This is a genomic window from Rudaea sp., from assembly GCF_057139185.1.
Genome location: NZ_DBNHDN010000010.1, coordinates 18263 through 35209 on the forward strand (window position 1 = coordinate 18263; position 16947 = coordinate 35209).

General features: G+C 67.4%; 15 protein-coding genes and 1 pseudogene. 3 read left to right on the forward strand and 13 right to left on the reverse strand.

The window, feature by feature from the left end:
- The first annotated feature begins 46 nt into the window (after positions 1-46).
- Positions 47-274: a glutaredoxin family protein gene (locus AC16HO_RS03700; protein ID WP_395643993.1), complete on the forward strand. Its 228-nt coding sequence runs from the start codon at positions 47-49 to the stop codon at positions 272-274.
- Between the two features lie 13 nt (positions 275-287).
- On the opposite strand, the gene AC16HO_RS03705 is transcribed toward AC16HO_RS03700, so the two are convergent.
- The 6 genes and pseudogenes from AC16HO_RS03705 to AC16HO_RS03730 form a co-directional block, all read right to left on the reverse strand.
- Positions 288-851 carry a hypothetical protein gene (locus AC16HO_RS03705; protein WP_395643992.1) on the reverse strand — a complete coding sequence of 188 codons (564 nt, stop codon included), beginning with the start codon at positions 849-851 and terminating at the stop codon, positions 288-290.
- 48 nt (positions 852-899) lie between these two features.
- Entirely contained in the window at positions 900-2264 is a 1365-nt protein-coding gene (locus AC16HO_RS03710; RefSeq protein WP_395643991.1) for a DUF697 domain-containing protein, read from the reverse strand.
- A gap of 109 nt (positions 2265-2373) precedes the next feature.
- Positions 2374-2925 carry a YceI family protein gene (locus tag AC16HO_RS03715; protein ID WP_395643990.1) on the reverse strand — a complete coding sequence of 184 codons (552 nt, stop codon included), beginning with the start codon at positions 2923-2925 and terminating at the stop codon, positions 2374-2376.
- Between the two features lie 79 nt (positions 2926-3004).
- Positions 3005-3544 (reverse strand): annotated as a pseudogene (locus AC16HO_RS03720) (cytochrome b); the annotation flags it as partial.
- 1 nt (position 3545) lies between these two features.
- Positions 3546-4181 (reverse strand): YceI family protein, encoded by a 636-nt coding sequence (locus AC16HO_RS03725; RefSeq protein ID WP_395643989.1) that lies wholly within the window; start codon positions 4179-4181, stop codon positions 3546-3548.
- A gap of 88 nt (positions 4182-4269) precedes the next feature.
- Positions 4270-5745 (reverse strand): GTPase, encoded by a 1476-nt coding sequence (locus tag AC16HO_RS03730; RefSeq protein ID WP_395643988.1) that lies wholly within the window; start codon positions 5743-5745, stop codon positions 4270-4272.
- 86 nt (positions 5746-5831) lie between these two features.
- Here AC16HO_RS03730 and AC16HO_RS03735 point away from each other — a divergent pair, with 86 nt between their 5' ends.
- Both AC16HO_RS03735 and AC16HO_RS03740 read left to right on the forward strand, forming a co-directional pair.
- Positions 5832-9446: a hybrid sensor histidine kinase/response regulator gene (locus AC16HO_RS03735; protein WP_395643987.1), complete on the forward strand. Its 3615-nt coding sequence runs from the start codon at positions 5832-5834 to the stop codon at positions 9444-9446.
- Positions 9447-9489: 43 nt separating this feature from the next.
- A complete protein-coding gene (locus AC16HO_RS03740; RefSeq protein ID WP_395643986.1) occupies positions 9490-10515 on the forward strand; it encodes an alpha/beta hydrolase in 1026 nt (341 codons plus the stop codon).
- Here the strand turns inward: AC16HO_RS03740 and hemE are convergent.
- The 7 genes from hemE to AC16HO_RS03775 all read right to left on the reverse strand — a co-directional run bounded on the left by hemE (position 10512) and on the right by AC16HO_RS03775 (position 16940).
- Complete coding sequence (gene hemE / locus AC16HO_RS03745; protein WP_395643985.1) at positions 10512-11567, reverse strand: uroporphyrinogen decarboxylase; 1056 nt, start codon at positions 11565-11567, stop codon at positions 10512-10514. The genes AC16HO_RS03740 and hemE overlap by 4 nt on opposite strands.
- 42 nt (positions 11568-11609) lie before the next feature.
- Entirely contained in the window at positions 11610-11867 is a 258-nt protein-coding gene (locus AC16HO_RS03750) for a WGR domain-containing protein (protein ID WP_395643984.1), read from the reverse strand.
- A 97-nt stretch (positions 11868-11964) separates the two neighbouring features.
- A complete protein-coding gene (parC, locus tag AC16HO_RS03755; protein ID WP_395643983.1) occupies positions 11965-14205 on the reverse strand; it encodes a DNA topoisomerase IV subunit A in 2241 nt (746 codons plus the stop codon).
- Positions 14206-14292: 87 nt separating this feature from the next.
- Entirely contained in the window at positions 14293-15426 is a 1134-nt protein-coding gene (gene cfa, locus AC16HO_RS03760) for a cyclopropane fatty acyl phospholipid synthase (RefSeq protein ID WP_395643982.1), read from the reverse strand.
- Between the two features lie 102 nt (positions 15427-15528).
- Complete coding sequence (locus tag AC16HO_RS03765; RefSeq protein WP_395643981.1) at positions 15529-15891, reverse strand: DUF190 domain-containing protein; 363 nt, start codon at positions 15889-15891, stop codon at positions 15529-15531.
- Between the two features lie 28 nt (positions 15892-15919).
- Positions 15920-16315: a fluoride efflux transporter CrcB gene (gene crcB / locus AC16HO_RS03770; protein ID WP_484335295.1), complete on the reverse strand. Its 396-nt coding sequence runs from the start codon at positions 16313-16315 to the stop codon at positions 15920-15922.
- A gap of 58 nt (positions 16316-16373) precedes the next feature.
- A complete protein-coding gene (locus tag AC16HO_RS03775) occupies positions 16374-16940 on the reverse strand; it encodes a YggT family protein (RefSeq protein WP_395643979.1) in 567 nt (188 codons plus the stop codon).
- Positions 16941-16947 lie beyond the last annotated feature (7 nt).

Sequence of the window (16947 nt, forward strand, 5' to 3'; positions counted from 1 at the left end):
GGGGTTTGCGGCTATTCTACGCTTCCTGCCGAGCATTCCCGATGGCATGCGCCTGATCCTTTTCCAACGCGACGACTGCCACCTCTGCGACCTTGCGCTCGAGGCGCTCGCGCAGGCGCGCACGCCCGAGTTCGCCAGCGTGTTCGTCGACGAAGACGCGCAACTCCAGGCGCGCTATGGCGAGCGCGTGCCGGTGCTGCGCGACGAGGATTCAGGCGCCGAGCTGGGTTGGCCGTTCGACGCGGCGGCGATCGTGCGTTTCCTCGCGGGCTGACCCGCGGCGGAACTCAATCGACGACGCGCAGATTCACATCGTCGAGCCAGGCCGTGCCGTAGTCATTGAGGACGGCGGAGAACTCGACGTCCTGCGCGCCGGGCGGTACCCGGGTGCGGATCGCGACCGTGCGGAAATCCTGCGTGCCGGTCAGCGGTGCCGCCTCGCGCGCCGGATTCGGCACGCCGCCGGTAAATACCAGCGTCAGCTGCCAGCCGCCCGGACCGACGTCGCGGGTCCTCATCTTCGCGCTGAGTTCGAGCGTGTGGCCGGCATGGCTGGCGACTGGCACAGTCTGTGACACCGAGCCGTAGACCTGCTCGCGAATGCGTTCGATGCGGAAGCTCGCCGCACCTTTGGCGTGCACGTCGCGGTCGATCCCGGTCTTGTAGGAAACCGGTCCCGCGTGCTGGCTCGTGGTCCAGCCCTCGATGCTGCCGTCGGCGCCGGGGGCGGCTTCGAAACCCGCATTCGTCAGCGCAATCGCGACGCCGGCAAGCGGCGCTTCGTTGTCCGTCCGGCTGGCGCAGCCGCTCAGCGCGACCAGGATCGCGCACATCCACCCTGTTGTTCGCATCGATGTTTCTTCGCAACCGGAACAAGGCTGGCAGTATGCCACGCCGGTTCAGCGAAGTTCGCGCGCCCGCCCGCGCAGCCGCGCGAGGATCGCCGCGCGTGCTTCGCGCAGGATCGAGTCGCGGTCCAGGCTGGCGACGATGTCGGCGACTGCGCGCTTGGCGCCGCCCTCGCCCCAGGATTTGCCCTGGACCAGGTATTTCTCCGCCGCACGACCGACCAGTTCGGTCGCGTACCAGGCCAGCGCGCCTTGCGCGCCGGCGGTGACCACCGTCGTCAGCCCGGCACTCACGCCCTTCAGCGCGCTGGAGACGAGGTGCACGCCCCAGATCGCGCCCATCAGCGCGGCGAGCTGAGCGCAGATCGTCGCGATCAGCGTGCCGGCCTCGCTGCGCGTCAACGGCAGCCCGTATACTTTTCCCAGATGCAGCACGAGTGCGACGTCGAGCGAGGCCGCGGCGAGCAGGTCGGCGACCGGCACCGGATTGAGCGCGACGGCGACGCCCTTGGCCAGACAGTAGTTGCGGATCACGCGCTGGGCGAGATCCTTGCGCGCCGCGGCCACGCGCAGCGCGACGCGGTCGGAAAGGTCGCCCGCGAACAGGCCGGCGTTGAGCGCGGCCAGCGTCTTGCCCTCGCGTTCGGCGATCGCGCGCACGCGCGCCTCGAGCGCGGCGACGTCGGGCGGCTGCGCCGTGCGCGTCTCGCTTTCGCCGCCGTCGACGCCGACCTGGACGACGACGCGCTCGGCCGGCAGCGCGGCGCAGGCGATCACGTCGTCGGCGCGCACGAGTCCGGATGCGTGTTCGCGCAGGCGCGCGAGCAGGCGCGTGCGCTCGTCGGCGGTGTAGCGGTCGGCCTTGTTCAGCGCGAGCAGCAGCGGGCGCTGCGTCTTGCCCAGCGTATGCAGCGCATCGAGTTCGCTCTGGGTCATGTCGCCATCGACGACGAAGAGGACGAGGTCGCTGATCGCGGCCACGTCGAAGGCGAGGCGCTCGCGCTCCTCGCCCGACAATTCGTTGATGCCGGGCGTGTCGATCAGGTGCAGGCCCTGTCCGCCGACTTCCTGCCAACGCGTGGCGTTGCGCGTTTTCGTCGTGCCGTGCAGCACACCGGTCGCGAACACCTCGCGGCCGAGCAGTGCGTTGCCCAGCGCCGACTTGCCGACGCTGACGCGGCCGAACACGGCGATGTGCAGGTCGCCCGCGTCGAGCTTGTCGAGCAGCGCCTGGACCTGGGCGAAGTCGTCGTTCAGCTCGTTGCGCACGCTCGCGGGCACGCTCTTGTCGTTGAGCAGCGTGCGCAGCGCTTCGCTGGTTTGAGCAGTATGAAAATCATTGCCCGTGCCGTCCTGACCGCGTGGAGCGCTGCTCAGTCTTGAGCGTAGTCGGGCCCACCAGTCACTTGCAGACATTGCGACGTCGTCATCGGGAAATGGAGAAACATGGTAGCGCGTCGTCGGATTCTGCCGGACATTCCCGCCGAGAGCGCGCGGGAGCGACGCGCAACGCCAACAGCGTTGCTTACTTGCCGGTCAACACCAGATGCCCATGCACTGGCACGTCCGCGCCGATATCGTTCCAGTCGCTGCCGGTGCCGAGGCCGAAGGCGGCGCGCTTGAGCACGGTGTCGACGTCGAGCGTGGCCTTGTCGCCGGTGGCGACGAATTTCACCTTGAGCGTCACGGCTTGCGTCTTGTCGCGGATCGTCAGTTGGCCCTTGGCCTCGACGCCGCCGTCGGCGGCCCTGGCAAACGATTCGGTGACGAAGTGTGCCTGCGGGAATTTTCCCGGGTCGAAGAAATCCTCGCCCTTGAGCGAATCGTCGCGCTCGCTGCTCGCGGTGTCGACGCTGGCGACGTCGATGGTGACGTCGAACTTCGCTTTGGACAGATCGGCCTCGTCATAGCTGATCGTTGCGTCGAACTTCTTGAACTTGCCGGTGAAGCCCTCGCCCGAGTAGGTGTCCTTGAAGCCCAGCGTCGACTGCGCGGGATCGGCGGCCCAGTCACGCGCCTGGGTCGCGAGCGGCAGGGTCAACAGCAGGGATGGCAGCAGCAGGCGTGGTTTCAGCATGGTCGTTCTCCGTGAGTGTGGATGCGGTGGCGGCGGACGTGGCGACGCCAGGCGCGATCGCGAGGGCATGGCGACGTCCGGGCAGCATGCGCGACAACGTGCCGTCGCGGCTGACGAATTCGTGAATGAGGGCCATCGCGGCGTGGCCGAGCGCGACTGCGACAAGCAACCAGAACAGCCATTCGTGCGCCTCGTGAGCGAGTTCTTTCAGGTCGGTATTCGGCGCGGCGATATGCGGAATCTCGAACAGGCCGAAGAAATACATGGGCCGCAGCGCGGCGACCGAGTCGAACCACCAGCCCGACAGCGGCACGGCGAACAGCAGCGCGTAGAGCAGCGCGTGTCCCGCGCGCGCGCCCAGCGCCTGCCAGTGCGGGGTCGAGGCGGGTTCCGCGGGGCGCGGATCGAACGCGCGCCAGGCCAGGCGCAGCACGGCGAGTGCGAGCACGGTCATGCCGATCGACTTGTGCAGGTTGTAGTAGGGGATGATGCCTGGCTTCTTCGGCAGCCCGACCATGTACAGGCCGAGCACGCCCTGCGCGAGGATCAGCAGCACGACCAGCCAGTGCAGGGTTTTCGCCAGGCTGCCCCAGTGATGCGCGTCGCTCTTCCACGGCATGTCAGGGTTCCCCGGTCTTTTCGGTTGATGCGGTGCTCGAGTCAGCGGCAGATTTCCGCGCATCGGCGTCGCGAATGCCCTCGGCCTCGATGCCGATGCTGACTTCGTCGCCGACATCTGGCAGGTATTTTGTCATGCGGAAATCCGAGCGCTTCAACGTCGCGGTCGCCGCGAAGCCAGCCGTCCACTTGAGCGTATAGGCATGCACGCCGATGCGATGCAGCGTGATCGCGAGGTCGAGCGGGCGGGTGAGGCCGAGCAGGGTCAGCTTGCCGTGCGCGACGCCGGTTTTGTCGCCGGTCTTCTCGACTTTGTCCGCAACGAAGCGCGCAGTCGGATGATGCGCCACGTCGAGGAATTCGCGCGAGCGCAGTTTGTCGTTCCACGCCGCATTGCCGAAATCAATCGATGTCGCATCGATGGTCACGTCGACCCGCGCCGTGCTCCAGTCGTCGGGATCGAAGCGGAACCAGCCGCCGCTCACATGCAGGCGTCCGCCCGGCCGCGAGAAGCCGAGATGGCTGGCGCTGGCCGTCACCTGCGTGTGCACGGTGTCGAGGCGGTAGTCATGCGGCGTAGCCGAACCCACTGCGGGTGCGGCGAGGGCGATGGCGGCGATGGCGCGGGCGATGGGCATGGTCGGACTATGCGATACCGGAGTGGGACGGACAAGCATCAACCATGGAACGAAGTGTTCGACGCTCGTCGGACACGGGACCGGGGCGCTACGGTTTTTCGTTCTCGCCGCCGAGTGCATACTGCGCGATGCGCCGGAGCCGCTCAGCGCTGGCATCGGCGAGCAGTCGCGACAACGCGCTGGCCGCGGCGTCGCGATCGAGCGCATGGCGCTCGCGCAGCGTCGTCGCGATCGCGCGGCCGAGGCTGTCGAAGATCAAACCGTAGGCGATCGCGTGCAGCACGCCGCCGCCGAGCGTGCCGAGGCCGGGGAATGCCTTGGCCGCATTGCCCGCGATTGCGAGCACGAGCGAGGCGCTGGTGCGCACGGTCAGCTTGACCTGGGCGATGAACGCTTCGACGTCGATGTCGCGCACGGGAACAGCGTAGAGTTTCGACAGCTCACGGATGAGCCCCGTGGCGAGCACGGCCTGGATCACGAGGTCGCTGCCCGGCATCACCGCGGCGAGCGCGCCGACCACGGCGCGCTTCGTGTACTTGGCTACGACGGCTTCGGCTTCGCGTTCGCGCATGCCGGCCTCGAGCTCGCCGGCGCGCGCATCGACGCGGCTGAGCACGGCCGCCGTGCGCGCGGGCTCCAATGCCACCGCGCCGCCGGCTGCGTAGCGGCGGAGTGCCTCGGTCAACGCACTCACGTCCGCTCTGCGTTCGCGCTCGATGGTTTCGCTGCGGCCGTCGGTGCGACGGCGCTCGACCGTTTCCGTGCCGCCCGCGCTGACCACGAGCTGCGCATCGGTGACGTCGCGATACTTCTGCCGCAACGCCGCGGTGAGCGTGAGGCGCTCGGCGGCGTGCAACTGGTCCGCCTTGTTGAGCACGAGCACGAGCGGTTTGCCGAAGCCGCGCAGCCAGCGCAGTTCCGCATCCTGGTCGCGGGTCAGGTCGCCGGCGCCGACGTAGAGCACGACGTGCGCGCGCAGCGCCTCGTCGCGTGCGATCGCTTCGCGCGCAATTCCGGCGACTTCGTGTGTGCCCGGCACGTCGGCCAGGGTGAGTTGTGCCGCGCCGATATGCGCGGAATAGTGCGCGACCGCGCGCGTGGTGCCGCCGAGCACGTCGGCGGCGGGTGCGGCACCGTCGGCGAGCGCTCGGATCAGGCTGGACTTGCCCGCACTGATTTCGCCGAACACGGCGATGTAGAGTTGTTCGCTGCGTGCGCGCCGGTCGAGTTCGGCAAGTTCGGCTTGCAGTTCCGCGGTGTCGGCGCGTTGCTGCGCGAGCACATCCAGGCGCGCCTGCACCTCGGCGCGCTCGGGCGCCTTCGCGATCGACGGCTTGCGCGGCCTCGGCCGCAGCAGGCGCCAGGCGAGCCAGGCGAAGCCGAGCACGACCGCGGCGAGCAGGCCTGCCGTGGCGTATTGCAGCAAGGCGGGCAGTTCACGCAATTCGCGCCACAGTGCGATGCCGCCGCGCAACGCGGCGATCGTCGCCCACAAAGCCGCGGCGAGCACGAGCGCGAGCGCGGCGAAGAGGATCAGGCGCAACGAGCGGCTGGAATTGGCCATGCGGGTTCCACCGGAGAACGCAGCGATTCTACTGGAGCGGGTCGCGTTTCTGGCATGATCGCGACGGCAACGGCAGGGAGAAGGGCATGTTGGCCAATCTGGTTTTCGCGACGCTGCTAGCCGCGACACCGCCCCCCGCGGACGCGGCGGCGAAGCCGGGCACGCCGGCGCCGACGCTGCTGGCCACCCCGTATTTCCAGGTGCTGACCGTGGCCGACGGACTGCCGTCCAGCCATGTCTACAAGATCATCGAGGACAGCCGCGGCTTCATCTGGATCGGCACGCGCGACGGCCTCGCTCGCTACGATGGCGCGGCGTTCCGCGTCTGGCGGCACGATGCGGGCGATGCGGATTCGCTCGCCAGCAGCGACGTGCCCACCGTCTACGCCGACCGCGACGGCCGCATCTGGTGCGGCGGCGATGATGGTCTGTCGATGCTCGATCCGCGCGCGGACGGCGGCGGGCGCTTCACCCACTACCGCCACGACCCCAAAGATGCGGCGAGCCTGTCGAGCAACGATGTCTGGGCGATCGCGGGCGATGGCGCCGGTGCGATCTGGATCGGCGGCTACGGCGGCGGCGTCGACCGGCTCGATCCCGCGAGCGGCGCGATCACGCATCTGCGCAAGCTGGCCGGCAGTACCCTGGGCCTGGCTTCGGACAACGTGCTCGCCTTGCACTTCGATCGCAGCGGGCGCCTGTGGATCGGCACCGACGCCGGCATCGACGTGCGCGCCACGGATGGCTCCATCCGCCATGTCGATCTCGCCGCGGTGTCGGGCGATGGCAGCTTCAACGTGACCGGCCTGGTCGAGGACGGCGACGGCAGCATGCTCGCGAGTACGCGCCACGGGCTGCTGCGCATCGGTGCGGACTTCACCGCGCGCGTCCTGGCTGCGAGCGGATTGAACGACACCTACGTGTACGCCCTGACGCGCGACGACGCCGGGGATCTGTGGATCGGTACGCGCAATGGCCTCAATCGCATGGATATGAATGGGCGTCTATACGGCTATATGGAAAACTTCGCCGTGCCCGGGAGCTTTCCGGGAGGCATTGTCGGCGATGCGATGCGCGACCACGAAGGCGGTCTCTGGTTTACCACACTCGAAGGCGGCGTCGCGCGCCTGCCGCCGAACTGGCGCAACTTCAGCCTGTATCGCAACGACCCGGGCAATTCGGCGAGTATTTCCTTCAATCGCGTGCAAGGCATGGCCGAGGATGCCGCCGGTGCGGTCTGGGCCGTCGATTTCAGTGGCGGCATCGATCGCCTCGACCCGGCCAGCGGCATCGTCGAGCGGATGGCCGGGCATCTGCCGCCGCCGGACAAATCCTTGTGGTCGGTTCTTGCCGACCGCAGCGGCCAGCTCTGGGTCGGCCACAGACATGGCCTGCGCGTCTACGACCTGCGCAACAACACGTTCAGCGACCTGCCGGTCGACCGCAAGCGCAGCGACGCGCTCGCATCCGGCCTGGTGCAGCAACTGGTGCAGTCCGGTTCGGGCGCGATCTGGGCGAGCAGCAATGGTAGTGCGATGCATCGCATCGATCCGGAAACGCATGCGATCGAACGTTTCGACGAGGCCAATTCGGGCCTGCGCAACGCCGAGGTCAACCAGATCGGTTTCGATCGCGACGGCGCGGTGCTCGTCGCCAATGGCGCCGGTCTTGACCGCTTCGACACCACCGTACAGCATTTCGCGCCCGTGCCGGGTGCGCCGAACGCGCGCGTGATGGCGTTCGCCTGGGCGCCCGACGGCACGCTCTGGCTGCACCTGCCCGGTGCGCTCGAACACTACCGTGAGGGTGTTGACAGGCTCGAGGCAATCGAGCACGTCGATGCGAAGGCGGGTTGGCCCGCGCTGGCCGTCGGCGGCATGCAGGTCGATGCCTCGGGCATGGTCTGGGTCAGTAGTCCGCGCGGTCTGTGGCGTTACGATCCGCGTACGCGCGACGTGCGCCAGTTCGACGCCCACGACGGCCTGGCCAACGCGGAGTTCTCGCGCATGCCGTTGCTCAAGCGCCGCGACGGCAGCTTGTTCGGCGGTACGCTCGCGGGCATCGTCGGCTTCGTGCCCGAGCGCGTGGTCGGGAATCCCGCGCCGCCGCCGCTGGCACTGGAAAGCCTGACCGTGCGCCGCGCGGGCCGCGACATAGAGCTTGCAGCGGGCGCGGGCGCGGTCGCGCTTGTTTGGGGCGACCGCGACCTGCGCATCCGGGCCGCGGCGCTGTCGCATGCGAATCCCGCCGGCAACCGTTTCCGCTGGAAGATGAGCGGCATCGATGCCGATTGGGTCGACACGGGCAATCGCGGCGAGCGCGAGTACTCGCAGCTTCCGCCCGGAAAGCACATGCTCAGGCTGAAGGCAGCGAACGCGAGCGGCGTGTGGAACGATCTGGCGCCGCTCACGTTCGACCAGCCCGCACCGCCGTGGGCGACACGCTGGGCGTATGCCGGCTACGTGCTTGCCGCGCTGCTTCTCGCCTGGTGGGTGTTTCTCGGCTACCGCGCGCGCCTGGAGCGCCGCCATGCGTTTGCGCTCGCCGAGCAACAGCGCCGTTTCGCCGAGGCGGCAAGCGCGGCGAAGAGCGACTTCCTCGCCACGATGGGCCACGAGATCCGCACGCCTATGACCGGGGTGCTCGGCATGACCGAGCTGCTGTTGCTCACGCCGCTCGCGGCGAAGCAGCGCGGCTACGCGGAGGCGATCCAGGCATCGGGGCGGATGATGTTGCGCATGGTCAACGACTCGCTTGATCTCGCGCGCATCGAAGCAGGCCGGCTCGAGCTCGAGGATGCGCCGCTCGACCTGCACGCGCTGGTCGCGGAAGTCGCCGCGCTGGTGCGTCCGCTCGCGGCGAACAAGGGCCTGGTCTTCGATTGCGCGATCGCACCGGATGCGCCGCGGTACGTGCGCGGTGACGCGGTACGGATCAAGCAGGTGTTCCTCAACCTTGCCAACAACTCGGTCAAGTTCACCGAGCGCGGCAGTGTCGCGCTCGCGCTCACGCGCGCGGCGAACGCCGCCGCCGAACTGTGCGTGCGCGACACCGGCCCCGGCATCGCCGAGTCGACGCGCGCGCGCCTGTTCCAGCGCTTCGAGCAGGCGCAGGGCACACAGCAACGCCACGGCGGCAGCGGCCTCGGCCTCGCGATCTGCCGCGAGCTCGTCGCGCGCATGGGCGGCGAGATCGTGCTCGCCAGCGAAGAAGGTGTCGGCAGCACGTTTCGCGTTGTCCTGCCGTTGCGCGAGCAGGCGGAAACGGATGAAAGCGTACGCGTGGGAGATATGGTGCCAGCGCCGGCGACGACGCGCGGCCTGCAAGTCCTGCTGGTCGAGGACGATGCGACCGTCGCCGCCGTGATCGCCGGACTGCTCGAAGCGCAAGGTCACCACGTGCGGCATGTCGAGCACGGTCTCGCCGCGCTGGCCGAGATCGAATCGACGCCGTTCGATCTGGCCCTGCTCGATCTCGACCTGCCCGGCCTCGATGGCCTCGCGCTCGCGCGCACGTTGCGCGCACGCGAGCTGCAGACCGGTGTGCGTCGCTTGCCGTTGATCGGGGTCAGCGCGCGCTCGGCCGGCAACGAGGAGGCGCTGTGCCTGGCCGCGGGCATGGACGCCTTCCTGCGCAAACCGGTCACCGGCGAGTTGTTGCGCGCGGGTGTCGATCGCGTCATCGATCCGGTATCGGCCTAGGCGCATACTCGGGCTCCCTGTCACGGTGACCGGAGGCAATGTCATGCGCCCGTACCTGATGATCAGCAACCGCAACCGCGAAGGCGACCGGCTCGGCTCGCGCCTCGCGGCACCGGCTTTCTACACGGCGCCGGCCGACGCCGATCCCGGCAGGCTGCACACGCTTCCGGCGTGGACCAAGGTGACGCGCCAGGCCTTCGTCGCACAGTTGAGGGCCATCGGCAACGAATGCCCGATCGTGCCCGAGACCGAGCACGAGGAACAGAAGCTGCTGTGCCTGTTCGTCCACGGCTACAACGACGACTGGGAGGACACGGTCAACGACTACCTGCTGATCAAGAACGGCCTCATGGAAGGCACCGCCGACCTGGGCCAGCTCGTGCTTTACTCATGGCCGTCCAAGGGCAACGTCGCCGGCTACCTGCCCGACCGAGAAAGCGCGCATGATAGCGCTCCCGACCTCGCCGGCCTGCTGGTCGAACTCAGCGATTATCTGACGCTGCGGCAGCGCATCGCTGCGCGCAGCGACGATCCGGGCAAGTTCTGCCGCATGAAAGTGTCGGTGCTCGCGCACAGCATGGGCAACTACGTCATGCAGGAGGCGCTGGTCGCGGCGTCCAAGCAGCTCAACGATCCGCAGCTGGTCAGCCTGATCAACCAGTTCGTCATGGTCGCGGCCGATGTCGACAACGACCTGTTCCAGCGCGACCAGCCTGTCGGCAGCGACGGCAGCCTGATGGCGAACCTGTGCTACCGCATCGCCGCGCTGTACACCGGCCTCGATTCGATGCTCGGCATGTCCGCGGGCCTGAAGCACTTCGGCACGCGCCGGCTCGGGCGCAGCGGCCTTGCCGATCCGGACAACGTCTGGGACAACGTGTTCGAATTCGACGTCAGCCGCTACATCGACACGCGCGACAGCATTCACTCCGCCGTGTTCGAGTCATCGCCGGCGATCGCGGTCGTGCGCAACATCCTGCGCGGCGTGGATCGCAACTACATCGCCTCCGGCGTCGCGCCGTACGCGCAGCCGGGACCACCGCAGGCGATCCCGATGCCTGCGACCTAGCGGATCTTGCCGGCGCTGAGCTCGTGCACGGCGTCGATCAGCACGCCCAGGCGCGCGGGATCGATGTCGGGCGTGATGCCGTGGCCAAGGTTGAACACGTGGCCCGGATGCGCACCGAAATCCGCGAGTGCGCGACCGATCTCGGCGCGGATCGCTTCGGGACTAGCGTGCAGCACGGCCGGATCGAGATTACCCTGCAGCGCGACGCGGTTGCCGACACGCGTGCGTGCTTCACCGAGGCCGATCGTCCAGTCGAGGCCGAGCGCATCGCAGCCGGTGTCGGCCAGCGCTTCGAGATGGCCGTTGGCACCTTTCGAGAACAGGATCAGCGGAGTATCCTTTGTCGCATTGTCGCTTTTTAGACTTTGCGCAATCTGCGCGAGGTAGCGCAGACTGAATTCGCGGAACATCGCCGGCGCGAGCAGCCCGCCCCAGGTGTCGAACACCATCAGCGCCTGCGCGCCCGCGGCGGCCTGCGCGGCGAGATAAGCGGCGACCGAACGCGCGATCACGTCGAGCAGTTTGTGCATCGTCGCCGGCGCGTCGAGCGCGAGCGCCTTCGGTCGCGAGAAGCTTGCCGAGCCCGCGCCTTCGATCATGTAGCAGGCCAGTGTCCACGGGCTGCCGGCGAAACCGATCAGCGGCACCTTGTCGTTCAGTTCGCGGCGGATCAGGCGCACCGCGTCGATCACGTAGCGCAGCTCGGTTTCGGCATCGGGCACGCCGAGTTTTTCGATCTCGGCCAGCGTGCGCACCGGTTTGGCCAGGCGCGGGCCGACACCTTCGTCGACCGACAGGCCCAGGCCCATCGCGTCGGGAATGGTGAGAATGTCGGAGAACAGGATCGCCGCATCGAGCGGATAGCGCGCGATCGGCTGCAACGTGACCTCGCACGCCAGCTCGGGGGTCTTGCACAGGTTGACGAAGCTGCCGGCGCGCGCGCGCGTGGCGCGGTACTCCGGCAGATAGCGGCCGGCCTGGCGCATGATCCAGACCGGTGTGGCGTCGACGGGTTGGCGTGCGAGCGCGCGCAGGAAACGGTGGTTTTGCATCGTGGGTTCTTCTGAATTGCTTCTCCCGGCGGGAGAAGGGGGCTATGAGTACGGCGAATCGATCCCCTGACTGAACATCAGGCGAAAGCCGCGCTTGAGTTGCGCATCACGCGCGTGCTCGAACGCGGCGAGTGCGTCGTCGCGCTCGAGGAACACTTCGCGTTTCAGGCTCGCGCGCCCGCCCTGCTGGCCCCACTCGCGTGTCAGCGTCCAGCCGCCGAGCAGGTCCTGCTGCAACTGGAGCTGGTAGTAGCGCGGCGCCTCGGCGGCTAGCGGCTGGGTTTGCAGGAGGATGCGCATGGCCGGATTGTACAGCAGGGTTGCGAACCCTCGCGCCCGCCTTGGTCGCGCCGATTCGTCCGGGGCACGTGCAGCCGCGCCAACGGGACGAGCTGTCTCAGCCCGTCGTCTCGATCCGCTCCACGCGCTGGAAGCCGCGCGGCAGGCTGCCGCCGCGCTGCGCGCGGTTGCCGTTGTATTCGACCAGGTCGGCCCATTTGAGGATGAGCTTGCGCTGGCCGGCGTAGACGGTGACTTCGCCCGAGCCTTCGGCGACTACTGCTGTTCCGGCGACGCGTTCGCCCTCGGCCAGTTTCGCCTTCGGAATCTCGATCAGCTTGTTGCCCTTGCCGCCATTGTCGAGCTCGGGCAGCTCGGCGACCGAGAACATGAGAAAGTGGCCGAGGTTCGTCGCCACCGCGATGCGGTCGCGCGCGGGATCGCTGACGTACGCCGGCGCGAGCACGTGTGCCTCGCCGTCGAGATTGATGATCTGCTTGCCGGCCTTCTTGTTCGCGAGCAACGCCTCGAACCGGGTGACGAAGCCGTAGCCGAAGTCGGAGGCGAGCACGAGCCGCGTCGCCGCGTCGGCCATCGCGACCGCGTCGAAGCGCGCTCCTCCAGCGGGCGTGAAGCGGCCGGTCAGCGGTTCGCCGTTACCGCGCGCGGAAGGAAGCGTATGGGCTGCCGTGGAATAGCTTCTGCCGTTCGAATCGATGAACGCGACCTGCTGCGTGGTCTTGCCGCGCGCCGCCTGCTGGAAACCGTCGCCCTCGCGATAACCGAGTGCGGCCGCGTCGATGTCGTGACCCTTGGCCGCGCGCACCCAGCCCTTCGCCGACAGGATCACGGTGATCGGTTCGCTCGCGACGAGCGCGGACTCGTCCAGTGCCTGCGCCGCTTCGCGTTCGACGATCGGCGAGCGGCGCTTGTCGCCGTACTTGTCGGCGTCGGCGCGCAGCTCGTCCTTGATCAGCGTCTTCATCTTCGCCGGCGATTTCAGGATCACCGTGATCCTGGCGCGCTCCTCTTCGAGCGCGTCGCGCTCGGCGTTGAGCTTCATTTCCTCCAGGCGCGCGAGCTGGCGCAGCCGGGTTTCGAGGATGTAGTCGGCCTGTTCCTCGCTCAAGCGGAAGCGCGCGATCAGCTTCGGCTTCGGCTCCTCCTCGGTACGCACGATGCGGATGACTTCGTCGAGGTTGAGGAAGGCGATGCGCAGGCCTTCGAGCAAGTGCAGGCGGCGCTCGACCTTGTCCAGGCGATACTGCAGGCGACGCGTCACCGTGCGCTCGCGGAAGATCAGCCATTCGCCGAGGATCTTCTTCAGATCCTTGACCTGCGGCTTGCCGTCGAGGCCGATCATGTTGAGGTTGACGCGGTAGCTCTTCTCGAGATCAGTGGTCGCGAACAGGTGCTGCATCATCTCGTCGAGATCGATGCGGTTCGAGCGCGGGATCAACACGAGGCGCACTGCGTTCTCGTGATCGGACTCGTCGCGCAGGTCCTCGAGCATCGGCAGCTTCTTCGCGCGCATCTGCTCGGCGATCTGAGCGATGATCTTCGCGCCCGAGACCTGATACGGCAGCGCGTTGACGACGACGTTGCCGTCCTCGATCACGTAGCGCGCACGCGCGCGCACCGAGCCGTTGCCGCTGGTGTACATCGCCTTGAGTTCGCTCTTCGGCGTGATGATCTCGGCCGTGGTCGGGAAATCCGGGCCCTTGATCTTCTGGCACAGGTTGGCGATCGACGCCTCGGGCTCGTCGATCAGCAGGATCGCGGCTTCGGCGACTTCGCGCAGGTTGTGCGGCGGAATGTCGGTAGCCATGCCGACCGCGATGCCGGTCGAGCCGTTGAGCAGCACATGCGGCACGCGCGCGGGCAGCCACGAGGGTTCCTTCAGCGTGCCGTCGAAGTTGGGCGTGAAATCGACCGTGCCTTGGCCGATTTCGTCGAGCAGCAAGTCGGCAATCGGGGTCAGCTTCGACTCGGTGTAGCGCATCGCCGCGAACGACTTCGGATCGTCGGGTGAACCGAAGTTGCCCTGGCCGTCGATCAGCGGATAGCGGTACGAGAACGGCTGCGCCATCAGCACCATCGCTTCGTAGCAGGCGCTGTCGCCATGCGGATGGAACTTGCCGATGACATCGCCGACGGTGCGCGCGGACTTTTTCGGTTTCGCCGCAGCGTCGAGGCCGAGCTCGCTCATCGAATAGACGATGCGCCGCTGCACCGGCTTCAAGCCGTCGCCGATGAACGGCAGCGCGCGGTCGAGCACGACGTACATCGAGTAGTCGAGATAGGAGCGCTCGGCGAATTCCTTGAGCGGCAGTTGTTCGTAGTTGGCTTGCAGGTTCATTTGTTGCGCGGTGGAGGGAATCGACAACCGCGCATTGTGCCGCAAACTGCGCCGCCGTGCGCAGATCGCGCGCAGTCGCGGTTGCGTTCAGCGTACCGCGGCATAACCCCCGGGCACGCCGCGCGGCGACCAGACGATTTGCCAGAGTTGGTCGCGGCGCGCGCGGAAACTGGCCATGCTCGCGGCAAGATAGAAATGCCACATGCGGCGGAAGCGCTCGCCGTATTTTTCCGCTAGCTGCGGCCAGGCCGCATCGAAGTTCGAGCGCCAGGCCTGCAGGGTACGGTCGTAGTAGGGGCCGAAGCCGTGCCAGTCTTCGAGCACGAACAGGCCCTCTGCCGCCTTGGCGATCTGCGCGGCGGAAGGGATCATCGAATTGGGAAAAATATACTTTGCGATCCACGGATCGGTATGGTTGGTCGACTCGTTGCCGCCGATCGCGTGCAGCAGGGTGAGTCCTTCGTCGCGCAGGCAGCGGCGCACGGTCTCGAAATACGCGCGGTAATTCTTCACGCCGACATGCTCGAACATGCCGATCGACCAGATGCGGTCGAACTTCCCGCCTTCGGTTTTTGCGGACAGGCTGCGGTAGTCCTGCACGCGAATCTCGATCGGCAGACCGCGGCACAGTTGGCGCGCGAATTCCGCCTGTTCCTGCGACACGGTGACGCCGACGCCGACGACGCCGTACTTCTGCGCGGCGTATTTCAACGCCTCGCCCCAGCCGCAGCCGATGTCGAGCACGCGCATGCCGGGCGCGAGGCCGAGCTTGCGGCAGACCAGATCGAGCTTCGCTTCCTGCGCGGCGTCGAGGTTCGCCGCGTCCTTCCAGTAGCCGCAGCTGTAGACGAGGCGTTTGCCGAGCATCGCGCGGAACAGATCGTTGCCGAGATCGTAGTGCTGTTCGCCGACCTTGTACGCGCGCCGGCCGCGCTGCATGTTGACGAGCTTGGCGCGCAGGAACAGCGCCGCATCATCGATGCCGCCGACCTTTTCGTCGACGTGTGCCGCGAGCAGGCGATGGAGAAACCCGTCGAGGCTGGCCGCATCCCACCAGCCATCCATGTAGGCCTCGCCGAGGCCGAGCGAGCCATGCGCGATCGCGCGTGCGTAGAAGCGCTCGTCGTGAACCTGGATATCGCACGGTTCGCCGCCGTCGACGTGGATGTCGGCGAGCGCGAGCAGGGACTCGATGCGGCTGCGAGGATTGTTGCCGTGCATGTCCAGGCCTCGAGTAGTGCGGACTCCACTGACTTGGGGGCTCGGCGCGAAGTGTCAAGCGCCGCGGTCGAGAAACGCGAATGCCCGGAACGGTGGCGCCGATCAGCTGCCCGCGGCCGGCTGCGGCGGTTTGCCGTCGTTGTCGTCGAGGTCGACGAGCGCGCCGAAATCCGAGGCGATGCGCGAGCAGAACACGTCGATCCGTTGCGCGCGCAGGTCGGCAAGAAGGCGATCCGCGTGTTCCGCGTCGACGAGAAATTCGACCAGCACGGGCACTTCGCCCGCGAGCTCGAAGAAACGCTGTTCGTGCAGGTGGCCATGGCGGCCGAAGCCGGCGATCGCGCGGAACGCCGAGCCGCCGTGAATGCCCTGTTTCCTCGCGTACTCGAGCAGCCATTCGTAGAGAAGTTTGCCGTCGTGCCGGCGGTTCTCGCAGGTGTAGAAGCGCAGGTGCGTGCCTTTCATCGAACGTCTCCCCGCAATCTTCGCCGGCTCATTTGAGCAGCAGGCGCATGGCATGAATGCCGATCACGGTCATCGCCAGCGAACCGATCAGGTGCGCGGCGACGATGGTGAACGACCAACCGTATTGCTGGCGCAGCAACGCGTTCACCGTTTCGGCGGAGAACGTCGAGAACGTCGTCAGTCCGCCGCAGAAGCCGGTGATGACGAACAGGCGCAGTTCCGGCGGCAACGACTGGAATTGATCGAAGATGCCGATCGCGGTGCCGATGATGAAGCCACCGACGAGATTGACGGTCAGCGTGCCCAGCGGCAGATCGGGGAAAACCGGGTTGAGTGCGAGCCCGAGCATCCAGCGCAGCGCGCTGCCGATGGCGCCGCCGGCGAGGACGGAAGACAGGGAAAGCCAGGTCATCGGTGGGGTCATGCGTTTGCCATTCGTGCCCGGTGGATACGGCGTCTTCGTCCGCTGTGCCGCGGCGACTCTACATCCGCATGGCGAGGTCGGCCAGCGGCACGATCACGAGCAGGCGCGCGAGAATCAGCGCGATCGAGGCGATCCAGAACGAAAAATCGAGTCCGGCCAGCGGCGGCACGAGGCGGCGCAGCGGGCGCACGAGCGGCTCGGTCAGTTGCACGAGCACGCGCGTGTTGGGATGGCCCCGCCCGTCGGTGAAAAAACTCAGCAGGGCGCGGATCAGCAGCACCCAGAAAACGATCCAGACGGCGATGCTCGCCACGGCGACGATCGCGGCGAGCAGCCAGCCCGGTACCGCGTAGTGTGGGCCGCCGAGGCCGGAGAGCAGGCCGAGTTCGATCAGCGCGAGCACGAGCGCGACGGCGAGCGAGGCGGTTTCGATCTTGCCCATGCGCGGCAGGAATCCGCGAATCGGCGCGATGGCCGGATTGGTCAGCTTGTAGACGAACTGACAGATCGGGTCGTGGAACGAGGCGTTGACCGCGATCAGCATGGCGCGGACGACGAACACTCCGATCAGGAAGTCGAAAACCGTCTGGATCAGGAATGCGGCTGCGTTGGCGAGGTAGGGCATGTCGGAA